9 protein-coding genes, 1 rRNA gene, 1 other RNA gene and 1 pseudogene are annotated in these 11,650 nt (G+C 56.8%); all 12 read left to right on the forward strand.

The annotated features are described in order from the left end of the window. Positions 1-103: 103 nt before the first annotated feature. On the forward strand, positions 104-1,357 hold the full coding sequence (locus tag AAFN83_RS11680; RefSeq protein ID WP_347769451.1) for a UDP-N-acetylglucosamine 1-carboxyvinyltransferase: 1,254 nt from the start codon (positions 104-106) through the stop codon (positions 1,355-1,357). 117 nt (positions 1,358-1,474) lie between these two features. Beyond that, positions 1,475-2,702: pseudogene (gene rho / locus AAFN83_RS11685) on the forward strand (transcription termination factor Rho); the annotation flags it as partial. Between the two features lie 1,259 nt (positions 2,703-3,961). Continuing rightward, on the forward strand, positions 3,962-5,230 hold the full coding sequence (locus tag AAFN83_RS11690) for a radical SAM family protein (protein WP_347769453.1): 1,269 nt from the start codon (positions 3,962-3,964) through the stop codon (positions 5,228-5,230). A gap of 124 nt (positions 5,231-5,354) precedes the next feature. Continuing rightward, on the forward strand, positions 5,355-5,552 hold the full coding sequence (gene rpmE / locus AAFN83_RS11695) for a 50S ribosomal protein L31 (protein WP_347769455.1): 198 nt from the start codon (positions 5,355-5,357) through the stop codon (positions 5,550-5,552). A 107-nt stretch (positions 5,553-5,659) separates the two neighbouring features. Continuing rightward, an RNA gene (gene ffs / locus AAFN83_RS11700) (signal recognition particle sRNA large type) lies at positions 5,660-5,926 on the forward strand. A 314-nt stretch (positions 5,927-6,240) separates the two neighbouring features. Then, positions 6,241-7,578, forward strand: coding sequence for an ATP-binding protein (locus tag AAFN83_RS11705; RefSeq protein WP_347769457.1), 1,338 nt, complete (start codon positions 6,241-6,243; stop codon positions 7,576-7,578). Positions 7,579-7,799: 221 nt separating this feature from the next. Further along, positions 7,800-9,560, forward strand: coding sequence for a DNA polymerase III subunit gamma/tau (dnaX, locus tag AAFN83_RS11710; RefSeq protein WP_347769459.1), 1,761 nt, complete (start codon positions 7,800-7,802; stop codon positions 9,558-9,560). 30 nt (positions 9,561-9,590) lie between these two features. Continuing rightward, complete coding sequence (locus AAFN83_RS11715) at positions 9,591-9,902, forward strand: YbaB/EbfC family nucleoid-associated protein (protein WP_347769461.1); 312 nt, start codon at positions 9,591-9,593, stop codon at positions 9,900-9,902. A 127-nt stretch (positions 9,903-10,029) separates the two neighbouring features. After that, complete coding sequence (gene recR / locus AAFN83_RS11720) at positions 10,030-10,626, forward strand: recombination mediator RecR (RefSeq protein WP_347769463.1); 597 nt, start codon at positions 10,030-10,032, stop codon at positions 10,624-10,626. A 170-nt stretch (positions 10,627-10,796) separates the two neighbouring features. Then, complete coding sequence (locus AAFN83_RS11725) at positions 10,797-11,051, forward strand: DUF2508 family protein (RefSeq protein WP_347769465.1); 255 nt, start codon at positions 10,797-10,799, stop codon at positions 11,049-11,051. Between the two features lie 13 nt (positions 11,052-11,064). Further along, positions 11,065-11,328: a pro-sigmaK processing inhibitor BofA family protein gene (locus tag AAFN83_RS11730; RefSeq protein WP_347769467.1), complete on the forward strand. Its 264-nt coding sequence runs from the start codon at positions 11,065-11,067 to the stop codon at positions 11,326-11,328. 229 nt (positions 11,329-11,557) lie between these two features. After that, a 16S ribosomal RNA gene (locus AAFN83_RS11735) occupies positions 11,558-11,650 on the forward strand; the annotation flags it as partial.

The following is an 11,650-nucleotide window of genomic DNA, read 5'->3' on the forward strand; positions in this document are numbered from 1 at the left end:
ACCTCGGTTGCGCTGCACAATTACACAAACACCAAGGAAAAAACATCGGTCTCCGATGTTTTTTCCTTCATTTCCTTTTTTTGCAGGAGGCTGCTTACGCCGTATGGATAAGTTGATGATTGCAGGAGGCAGACCGCTTCGGGGAACCGTGACGATCAGCGGAGCCAAAAATAGCGCCGTTGCGCTGGTCCCGGCCGCAATCCTGGCCGAATCGACCGTCATTCTGGACAACCTGCCGGATTTAAGCGATGTGGCCATTTACTCGGAAATCCTGACGGAGTTCGGTGCTGTTGTCGAGCGTACCGGGGATCAAATGAAGATCGACCCATCTGCCCTTCGCTCGGTTGCGATGCCGAACGGCAATGTCAAAAAACTGCGGGCTTCCTATTATTTAATGGGCGCTTTGCTCGGGCGCTTTGGAGAGGCTGTCATCGGCTTGCCGGGTGGCTGCAACTTTGAGCCGCGTCCCATCGATCAGCACATCAAAGGCTTTGAAGCACTCGGCGCGCAAGTGAGCACCGAAGGCGGAGCGATTCACATTCGCGCCAAGGAACTGCGAGGCGCGAAAGTATACATGGACGTCGTGAGCGTTGGAGCGACGATCAATCTCATGCTGGCGGCCGCACGAGCCAAAGGCGTCACCATCATCGAAAATGCGGCCAAGGAGCCTGAAATCATAGATGTTGCGACCCTGTTGAATTCCATGGGAGCACGAATTATTGGCGTGGGAACGGAAACCATACGGATCGAGGGCGTCGATTCGCTTCACGGTTGCCGGCATTCCATTATCCCCGACCGGATTCAAGCGGGAACCTACATGATAGCCGCTGCTGCGACGCGCGGAGATGTTCTTGTCGATAATATTATCCCCAAACATCTGGAGGCAATCACGGCCAAGATGTTGGAGATGGGCGTGCGCATTGAAGAGCGGGATGAAGCGCTTCGGGTGATCGGCTCGGAGAGCTACGATCCCGTTGATGTCAAAGCCCTTGTTTACCCTGGTTTTGCGACGGATATTCAGTCGCCCATGTGCACCTTGCTCACTCAGGCAAAGGGAACGAGCATTCTGACGGACTATGTGTTTTCCAGCCGATTTAAGTACGTACCCGAGCTTGTCCGAATGGGAGCCCGGATCAAGCTGGAAGGACGCTCCGCCATCATTGAAGGCGGAGCTCTGCATGCCGCAGCTGTGAAGGCGACGGATCTTCGAGCAGGAGCAGCTCTTGTCATTGCCGGGTTAACGGTAGCTTCAGGGGCTGGGATTACCGAGGTTACCGGTGTCGAGTATATCGATCGGGGCTATGATCGCCTCGTGGAAAACTTGACGGGGCTCGGCGCTGAAATTTGGCGGGAATAGCCCGCGACTGTTTCTAGGTACAGGAAATTTGATTCCGTCTGCCGTTTGACGGTTTGAGCGGAATTTGGGATGGTTAAGCTTTTAGAAGAATCTCATTTCATCAAGTGTGGTGGTTGAATGGATATGCAATTATCCCAGCTTGAAGAGTTAAAGCTGACAGAGCTTTACAAGCTGGCGAAGATGCATCAAATCCCTTATTACGGTCAGATGAAGAAGAAGGAGCTCATCCTTGCCATTCTTCGTGCCCAGGCCGAAAAAGGCGGACTCATGTTCATGCAGGGCGTGCTCGAAATTCTCTCCGAGGGCTTCGGGTTTTTGCGCCCCCTTAATTATTTGCCCAGTGCAGAGGACATCTACATCTCTTCCTCACAGATACGCAAGTTTGATTTGCGTTCCGGGGATTTGGTTTCCGGCAAATGCCGACCCCCGAAGGAAAACGAACGGTATTTCGGACTCCTTCAAGTGGAGGCGGTCAACGGCGAAAAGCCGTCAACCGCAGCGGAACGCCTTCATTTCCCGGCACTTACCCCTCTTTATCCGCAGAAAAAAGTCACCCTGGAAACGACCCCAACTCACCTGTCTACCCGCGTCATGGACTTGCTCAGCCCCGTCGGCCTCGGCCAGCGCGGCCTGATCGTGGCTCCCCCCAAAGCGGGCAAAACCCTGCTCCTGAAGGAAATTGCCAACAGCATCTCGACCAACTATCCGGAGATCGAGCTTTTCGTCCTGCTCATTGATGAGCGGCCCGAAGAAGTCACCGACATGCAGCGTTCCGTCAAAGGAGAGGTGGTTGCCTCAACCTTCGACGAGCTGCCGGAAAATCATATCAAGGTGGCGGAGCTGGTTCTGGAGAGAGCGCAGAGGCTAGTGGAGCACCGGAAGGATGTCGTGATCCTGCTCGACAGCATCACGCGACTGGCCCGTGCCTACAACCTCGTTGTGCCTCCTACGGGACGAACGCTATCCGGCGGCATCGATCCGGGTGCTTTCCACCGGCCGAAGCGGTTCTTTGGTGCGGCTCGAAACATCGAAGAGGGCGGCAGCCTGACCATTCTGGCGACGGCGCTTGTGGAGACGGGCTCGCGGATGGACGATGTCATTTATGAAGAATTCAAGGGAACAGGGAACCTGGAGCTGCATCTGGACCGGAAGCTGGCGGAACGCCGAATCTTCCCCGCGATCGACATCCGGCGTTCCGGAACGCGTCGCGAGGAGATGCTCCTCACCAAGGAAGAGCTGGATAAGGTCTGGATGCTGCGCAAATCGATGAACGATTCGCCGGACGTGACCGAATCGTTCCTCAAGAGACTGGGCGAAGCGAAGACGAATCAGGAATTCCTCGACGGGGTGGGCAAGACGCCTTCTGCGCCGCGACCAAGCTCTACCGGATTGGCCAGTGGGACTGCGGCTTCTTCCGCTCCGCGGACCGGTTCGACCTATGGCGGCGGAACCTCTGCCTCTCGTCCGGGGGGCGGGGCGAGCTCGGGAACAGCCGGCTATCGGCAGCATTCGGGAATGGGGAGCGGAGGGTCTTCCTCACCCGCTCGCCCGAACGGGACAATGGGCAGTGGAGCAGCCGCTCCTCGGCCGAGTGCAATGACCGGTGTTGGGGGAAGCTCTGCCCAACCCGGCAGTATGACCGGGCCAAGCGGCATGGTCTCCCGACCGAATGGAGCGCCGAGCAACGGCTCGGCCACACCGCGGTCCGGTATATCAGCCGGAGCGGGAACGAGTGCGTCTCGGCCAAGCTCCACGACCGCAGCAGGAGGGAGTACTGCTCGACCGAGCAGCACAACCGGGCTGGGGGCAACCGCTCCTCGTACGAGCGAGCCAGCGGATAGCCGTGCGGTCGCACCGCGCCCGAGCGTGACGCCGGGAGCGGAACAGGCACCGATGAAGCCGAGTGCAGCACCGGAAGGGGAGCCAACCGCTGCCCGTCCAAGAGCAGCAAGCAGTGAAGCTTCGGTGACTGCTGCTCCCCCGACCCGTGCGACGACCGGCAGGGCGACCTCGCCGCGTTCCAATGCGGCTTCGGCTGCCAAAGCCGCTGCGCCTCGCCGTGCTGCCGCAACGAATGCCAGCGTCGACACTCCCGCTGCACCTGTTGCGGGTGTCAAAGCTGCTATGCCTCGCCGTGCTGCCTCGCCGACCACCAGCGCCGACACTACCGCCGCACCTGTCGCAAGCGCGAACTCGGCAGCATCTACCGCACCTGTTGCGAACTCGGCCAGCGCCGAACGCGCCGCATCTGGTGACGAAGCTTCTTCGCCTGCTCCTGCCGCCGAGGCTCCGGCGAAAGGCACGCGGTCACGCACCGCATCGCGCACCGATGCGACGCCTCGTGCCAGCAAACCTCGCGCTGCCGGAGCATCCAAGCGTACTGGCGCAAGCGCCGCTTCCTCTCGGACCAACGCTGCGACAGCGGCTTTGTCTGAGGAAGCGCAACTGGCATCGGCTGAGCCGAAGGCACCTGCCGCGTCTGCTCCTGCCGAGCCTGTACCGGCTGATCCGCCGGCCGGCGAAGCCAAAGCACCGGCTCGCCCGACCCGCCGCCGCACAACCTCAACGTCGACAACATGATTCACCCGATAAAAGGAGACTGTTATGAATCTGGTATATGCTGACCAGGAGGGTCGTGTCTACGACCACCCGGATTACTTTGCGCTTGCCCGCAGCGCGGACCAAGCGGTGGAACTGCTCGACGAGGAGCTGATCCCGCTTCCAGCGGGCGCCACCCTCGTCGGCCTGCCGGGAACCCGTCCGCTCTGTATGGATGCGGACGGGAACATGTTTCCGCTGCCCGGGGATTATCAAGCCGTCGGCGCCTTGCTCCCGCAAGGCTTCACCCGGCTTCTCCTGCCCGGCTACATGAAGGCCGAACACGGCGCTGTCCTGCCGCTGTTCGGCTATACGGCGGTCGTCTGGAAAGAGGGCGGCTTCTATGTCGCCGCCCGCCCTTGCGACGACCCCGAACCGTGGAACCCGCTGAACTGCAACCCGGAAGAGCTGGATGCAGGCGTCCATCTCATCCGGGAGAAGTACCCGGAGAATCGGCTATATGAGCATTTGTCACATTGCGCACTCGGCTATGAATGCTTGACGGCCTCGAATACGTTCCTTCAGCGCTTGGAAGGGGCTGTCCCGGTGTCGTATTCCTGCAATGCGGGCTGCTTCGGCTGCATTTCCGAGCAGCCGGACGACAGCGAGTTCCCCTCTCCGCAGACTCGCCTCACGTTCCGTCCGACAGTGGAAGAAGTGACGCAAGTCATGCTGGAGCATCTGAAGACGCCGGAGAGCATCATCAGCTTCGGGCAAGGCTGCGAAGGAGAACCGTCCACCCAGGCTCCGCTCATCATCAAGGCGATCAAGGCGGTGCGGGAAAAGACGGATCTCGGCTACATCAACATCAACACGAACGCGGGCTTAACCGATCACATCCGCGGCATTGTGGATGCCGGGCTCCAGCTCATGCGCGTTAGCACGATCAGCGCCTTGGACGGCCATTACAACGCGTATTACCGTCCGCGCGGCTATACATTGAAGAACGTCGAGAAGTCGATTCGCTATGCTGCCGATAAAGGGGTACTCGTGTCCCTCAACTACCTCATCTTCCCGGGTGTATCCGATCGGGAGGAAGAGATCGAGGCGATGGTGGAGCTGGTTCGCCGCTCTGGAGTGAAGCTGATCCAGATGCGCAACCTCAACATCGACCCGGAAAGCTATTTGAAGCTCATTCCCCCGGCGCAAGGCGACATCCTCGGGATGGGCTCGCTGCTGGACATTTTCCGAGAAGAGCTGCCCGATGTGCTGATCGGTTCGTATACCCATACGCCTGAGGGATGGCTGCGCAAGCAGGCCAGAGAGGCTCGATAACGCTCGCTCCATGCTCGTCGACGTTTTCCTTGCATTGCAGAACTTGAGCGTGCTATAATCGTTTTATGTGTCCAATACTCTGGGGAGCCAATGCACATCCAGGGCGGAAAGAGGTGAAAGAATCATGAAACAAGGAATTCATCCGAAGTATGAAATCACGACGGTAACCTGCGCTTGCGGCAACACGTTCGAGTCCGGTTCCGTTAAGCCAAACGTGCGCGTGGAAATCTGCTCGGCTTGCCACCCGTTCTTCACCGGTAAGCAAAAGTTCGTAGATGCCGGCGGTCGCGTCGACAAGTTCAAGAAGAAATACGGAATCTAATCCGGCAACGGATAACGCCCCCTCCCAATGGAGGGGGTTTTTTGTTGGCGCGGGGGATTGCTGCCAGTCCTTGCTTATCTCTTTCAATTTCGGTATAATACTCCTTGCCGTGCTAGATGGGGAGGTAGCGGTGCCCTGTAACCCGCAATCCGCTACAGCGGGGTTGAATTCCTGTCAAAGGTCTTGTCGATGTAAGGTCTGACGTCTCGAGGAAGTGTTGACGGCCGGGTCCTTCGCAATGGATGTCCATGAACCCGGTCAGGTCCGGAAGGAAGCAGCCGTAAGTGGAAGTGTCCATGTGCCGAGGGGCAGCCTAGCCTGAGCTTGCGGAAGATGTTCCGCTTGGATCGCAACGATCGATGACAGGTGCACGGTACTACAATTTTATTAGACAGTTTTCAACGCTCTCTGTGTGAACAGAGGGCGTTTTTTGTTAGGTTCTTGGGGGAGAAAGCACGTCCAATGTGGCGCCAAACCGTGACTTTTGGATAAATCCGAACCTAACAGAAGGAGATTATTGGTTTGCAGAGAATGTTAATACATGAAAATGCTACTTGCCGAGGCAGTGGGGAGGTAATTCCTTTTGTCATCTCCGCGGAACTGGTGTATGCAGCACCGAAATATCAATTCGACGACGAATCGGGCTACAGAGTGTCCAAGGCACGCTTACTTGCTATGCGATGGGAATATGAGAATCGCGGGGATCTGCCCGCTTTTTCTGGATCGTCTCGGCTATAGGCAAGAGGACTTGCTGGACAAGCCTTTGTCCGTGTTATTCGAGTCGGGGATTGTTCCGGAAGGCATGCAGGGCTCATCGGAAGAGGATGGGAACCGGGACATCCGGGTGCACCTGAAGGGAAAGGCCAATGAATCGTTTGAGACCTCCGTTTGCCGGCTTCACGTGGAGGATGGGCGAGATCAACGCGCTTACATTCTATTCAGCTTTCCCGAGCTTCTTCGCCAGGCCAATTTGAATTTGCTGCAGCAATTTGCCGACGCCTTCATGCGGGACATCAACCTCGGGGTTTTGCTGATCGATCTATCCTTTCGACTTGTGGATATCAGCGGAACTGCCTGCCGCATTCTGGGGCTCGACCGGGATCTCGTTCTGGGAAAGGCGGTGGACTGCCTGTTCGAGGACCTGCCCGCCGAGCACCAACTCGTCGATCGTTCCATTCTCGACGGGGTCATTGTTCGCAATCATGCCGTGTCATGGATGAACGAAGAGGAGCGCTACGAATTGCTTCTCGATTCCAACACCCTCAAGGATTATGACGGGAATACGGTCGGAGCGTACATCATGTTCAAGGATGTGACCAACCTGCGATCCCTGGAAGAGCAGGTCAAACGCAGCGACCGGCTTGCCATGGTCGGGCAGATTGCGGCGGGAACCGCTCATGAAATTCGCAACCCGCTCACGTCCATCAAGGGGTTCTTGCAAGTGCTGAACAACAGCTTTGATGAGAAGAGCATGGCCAAAGAAAAGTCGTACACCGAGATCATGCTGACGGAGATCGATCGGATCAATGACCTAGTAAGTGAATTTTTACTGCTGGGCAAACGGAAGAATGTCAGCTACCATGAGGTTGAAATTCACACCACGCTTCGGGAAATCGTGCCAATTATTCACAACGAGGCCATTTTGCACAATGTGAACGTCTTTTACGAGCCGCCCGAGAATTGCCCTCGTGTCATTGCGGATCGGGAGCTGCTTAAGCAGGTTTTCCTGAACATATCCAAGAACGGGATTGAAGCGATGACGGATGGCGGAAATCTCACCATTCAGGTCAAAACAGATCCGGAGGAGCAGCTGGTTCTAGTTGAAATTCGGGATACGGGACCGGGTATCCCCAATTTTCTTATCGATAAGATTTTTGATCCTTTCTTCACAACGAAGTCGGAAGGAACGGGACTGGGTCTCTCGGTCTGTCAGCGCATTGTCCACGATATGGGCGGTGCCATTCGCGTGAGTACGAAAGGCTTTGGGACAACCTTCACGGTTTGCTTGCCTTGTCGGGAACGTTAAATAGGTTGTTATCGAAAACCCGGTGCCTTCTTGGTGCTAGGTTTTTTATTCGCTTATGAATCCAAGTCGCCGCGGCGGCTTTTTTACATGGTACGAAGGGATGGCCGGCAAGGCCTTCGCGTATTGGCAGAGGAGAGGGAGGCGGTTTCGAGAAGCCCCAAACTATAGTATAATGAAAGGAATCATTCTACCCCGTTCGGGGAGCTGAGAAAGAGGGAGCTATGGCGCATATTGCATTATATAGAAGCTGGCGGCCGCAGGCGTTCGCCGATGTGGTCGGGCAGGGGCATGTTGTGCGCACCTTGCAAAATGCCCTGCGGGAAAACCGAATCAGCCATGCCTATCTGTTCAACGGTCCTCGCGGAACCGGGAAGACGACCCTGGCGAGAATTCTGGCCAAGGCGGTTAACTGCGAGCGGGGGCCAGCCGTTGAGCCCTGCAACGCTTGCGATGCCTGCAAACGCATTGCGGAAGGCTCGGTAATCGACGTGCTGGAGATCGACGCCGCTTCCAATCGCGGAGTGGACGAGATCCGGGACCTTCGGGATAAGGTTAAATATTCCCCAACAGAGGTTCGTCGCAAGGTGTACATCATTGACGAGGTGCACATGCTCACGACGGAAGCCTTCAACGCCCTTTTGAAGACGCTGGAGGAGCCGCCGGAGCACGTGATGTTCATCCTGGCCACCACGGAACCGCATAAGCTGCCCGCCACGATTCTGTCGCGGTGCCAGCGGTTTGATTTTCGCCGGGTATCCGCTGATGAACAGACGGATTGGCTGGAGCAAATCAGCCGGGAAGAGGGCTTTACCGCCGATCGGGACGCACTTCGGTACATCGCCAAGCTGTCGGAAGGCGGCATGCGGGATGCGATCAGTCTGCTCGATCAGATTTCCTCGTTCAGTGACGAGCGCATTACTTATCAAGCGGTAGTCTCCATAACCGGAGGCGTGTCCTCTGAACAGTTTGGCCGTCTGGCAAGGGCTGTTCTGGAGCGCGATGTCGCACGTTGCCTGGAGCTCGTGGAGGGACTGGCCCAGGAAGGCAAGAGTGCGGACAAGTGTATGGAGAGCCTGCTCGTGTACTTCCGGGATCTGCTGCTCATTCGCATGGTTCCGAATTCCGAAGCGGTCACCGACCGGATCCTGCATGTAGAGGAGTTTCGTCAGGTCGCGGAAGGATTTCCTTCCGAGGAGCTGTTCCGCGTGATCGAGACGTTGAACCACTACCAAACGGAGATGAAATACTCGGCCCAACCGCAGACCTTGTTCGAGGTCGCGCTCATGAAGCTGTGCACGGCTCCGGCCGAAGCGCATGCAGGAGCGGGTTCCAGTGAAGCCCGTTCGGGCGCGGGGACAGCAGCCCCCGAAGAACTAAGGGAGCTTGTGCGCCGAGTAGCCCAGCTGGAGCAGCAGCTTGCTAAGCTGCGTCAGGAAGGGACGACGGGGGCGGCGGGGACAGCCTCGGCTGGCTCCGGCCCAAGCGCCCCGATCCTGTCCTCTGCGGTGCGCACCCCGTCCCCAGGAACATCCGGGGGCGCGAGGAAGCGCATCAAGCTGGACGGGTTCCTGGCCTCTCGGCAATCCGAGCTTCTGAAGCAGGTGCTGTCCAAGTGGAGCCAGGTGCTTGCGATGGTGAAGGAACGAAAAATTACCGTCCATGCCTGGTTGATCGATGGTGAGCCGGTAGGGTACGATGAGGATACGGTTTTGCTTGCTTTCAAGAGCCCCATTCACCGGGAGACGACGGAGAAGCCCGCTAACAAGCAGTTGATCGAGCAGACCATGTCTGACATTCTCGGACATCCGGCTCATCTCGCGACGGTGATGATGAAGGAATGGAAGGAAGCGGACGAGGGAGCCCAGGAGGCCCCGGCCGAGATCCTGCAGCTGGAGCCGGAAGAACCCAGACCGCAAGCCAAAGTCGTTACCGAGGCACTGCGCCTGTTCGGCCCCGACCTCGTCAAGATCAAGGAAGAGTAAACCTAGAAGAAGAACAGGAGATGTGCGGCAATGAACAATATGAATCAAATGATGAAGCAAGTGAAAAAGATGCAGGAACAAATGCTGAAGGCCCAAGAAGAGCTCGGCTCGAAGACGGTGGAAGCTTCGGCAGGCGGCGGCGTAGTTACGGTAGCCGTGAACGGCCACAAAAAGGTGTTAAGCATCGCCATCAAACCGGAAGCAGTGGATCCGGATGACGTGGAAATGCTGCAGGATCTTGTGATCACCGCAGTCAACGAAGCATTGAGCCAAGTCGACGAAATGGCGAACAAGGACATGAACAAGTTCACCGGCGGCATGAAAATCCCCGGCTTGTTCTAAGCGAAGTCTCAAGGCAGTTGATAATGGATTTTGCGAGCAAGCCGAACGGAAGCGGCGGGAAGGTGCCAAGTGCGCCGACCCGCCCGCCTTCTGTTATGAGGCAAAAAATGAAATGAGGGCATAGACGGTGTATTATCCCGAACCGATCGCCAAGCTGATTGATGCGTTCTCCCGATTGCCCGGCATCGGACCGAAGACGGCGGGACGGCTCGCCTTTCAGGTGCTGAGGATGAAAGAAGAAGACGTCACCGATTTTGCCAAGGCGCTGATCAATGTAAAGCGGAACCTCCATTATTGTTCCGTATGTTGCAACATTACCGATGTAGATCCGTGCCGGATCTGTCAGGACAAGAGCCGGGATGCTTCCGTGATCTGCGTGGTGCAGGAACCGAAGGATCAGGTGGCAATGGAGCGCACGAAGGAGTTTAACGGCTATTATCACGTCCTCCACGGGGCAATCTCACCGATGGAAGGCATTGGCCCGGACGAGATCTACATCGCGGACCTTCTCAAGCGGCTGAGCGATGAGCGAGTCCAAGAGCTGATTTTGGCGACCAACCCCAACATCGAGGGGGAAGCGACCGCCATGTATTTGTCTCGATTGGTGAAGCCCTTCGGACTCAAGGTGACTCGAATCGCACATGGCCTGCCCGTGGGCGGGGACCTGGAGTATGCCGATGAGGTAACACTTACGAAGGCTCTTGAGGGACGACGGGAACTATAGAACCACGGCTCTGGTCTGCGATGCGGTTTCGCTCGCGGGCCGGAGCTTTTTTATTAGGAAGAGAAAGGAAAGCGATAAGAGCTTCGTGAGAAGGTGAAAAGGAGAAGGCCTGTTCTAAAAACGTCTCGTCCTGACTATATCTAGTGGTACCAAGAGTAGGAGGGATGGACATGCGGGTGTGGGGGAGAAGGAGCGAAGCAATCGCTGCGAATCAGCTGTCGGCTGAAAAACGGATCCTGCTGGAGGACATTCGTCGCGCTCATGAGCAGTGGGTCATCGCGAGTGAACGCCTGAACTGGGTCGGGGTAGCGGAGGAGATTGATTACGCTGTGTTCGCGATGGCGGCGGCGGAGAAGAAGTACGACATGCTCCTTCGGCAAGCCAAAAAACTGGACTGGCAGGATCACGCCTTTTACGCCGGGTGAGGAGGATGGGGCCATGCGCTGGATAGTGTGGAGCGTGCTGGTATGCTCGTTTCTGATACTGGTTCTCGTGCTGATGCGCAACCGCGAGTCTCGACAGCTGCTCATGAAGGCGGGGCTGGCGGTTGCTGCCGCTGCTCTGCTGCTTTATGCGACAAACTGGTTCGGTGCGTCGTACGACTTTCATATCCCGATAAACGGGGGTACCGTCGCTCTTGTCGGGTTGTTGGGTCTGCCTGGGTTGGCCTTGCTTGCGGCAGTTCAATGGGTGGTTCTTTAATGGAAGAATAAACCTTTAGTAAAAGGGTTGACTCTCCTTGTCGCCCGTGATATATTATTCAAGTCGCTTCTGACGGACGCGAAAAACGAGTTCGAAACAAGCGAATGATGGTCCTTTGAAAACTGAACAACGAGTGGTAAGGACGCAGAATTCGGACTTCGGTTCGGAAGACGCACAAACAAACACGCAAGTGTTGATGAATGAGCTTAAATGAAACGATCTATAAACTTTTATGGAGAGTTTGATCCTGGCTCAGGACGAACGCTGGCGGCGTGCCTAATACATGCAAGTCGAGCGGAGTTTATCTGATTCTTCGGATGAG

Source organism: Gorillibacterium sp. CAU 1737, assembly GCF_039888655.1.
GTDB lineage: Bacteria > Bacillota > Bacilli > Paenibacillales > NBRC-103111 > Gorillibacterium.

Bases quoted from the DNA above. Each gene is read 5' to 3' on its own strand.
- AAFN83_RS11680 (WP_347769451.1), top strand. From the start codon at position 104: ATGGATAAGTTGATGATTGCAGGAGGCAGACCGCTTCGGGGAACCGTG.
- AAFN83_RS11690 (WP_347769453.1), top strand. From the start codon at position 3,962: ATGAATCTGGTATATGCTGACCAGGAGGGTCGTGTCTACGACCACCCG.
- rpmE (WP_347769455.1), top strand. From the start codon at position 5,355: ATGAAACAAGGAATTCATCCGAAGTATGAAATCACGACGGTAACCTGC.
- AAFN83_RS11705 (WP_347769457.1), top strand. From the start codon at position 6,241: ATGAGAATCGCGGGGATCTGCCCGCTTTTTCTGGATCGTCTCGGCTAT.
- dnaX (WP_347769459.1), top strand. From the start codon at position 7,800: ATGGCGCATATTGCATTATATAGAAGCTGGCGGCCGCAGGCGTTCGCC.
- AAFN83_RS11715 (WP_347769461.1), top strand. From the start codon at position 9,591: ATGAACAATATGAATCAAATGATGAAGCAAGTGAAAAAGATGCAGGAA.
- AAFN83_RS11725 (WP_347769465.1), top strand. From the start codon at position 10,797: ATGCGGGTGTGGGGGAGAAGGAGCGAAGCAATCGCTGCGAATCAGCTG.
- AAFN83_RS11730 (WP_347769467.1), top strand. From the start codon at position 11,065: ATGCGCTGGATAGTGTGGAGCGTGCTGGTATGCTCGTTTCTGATACTG.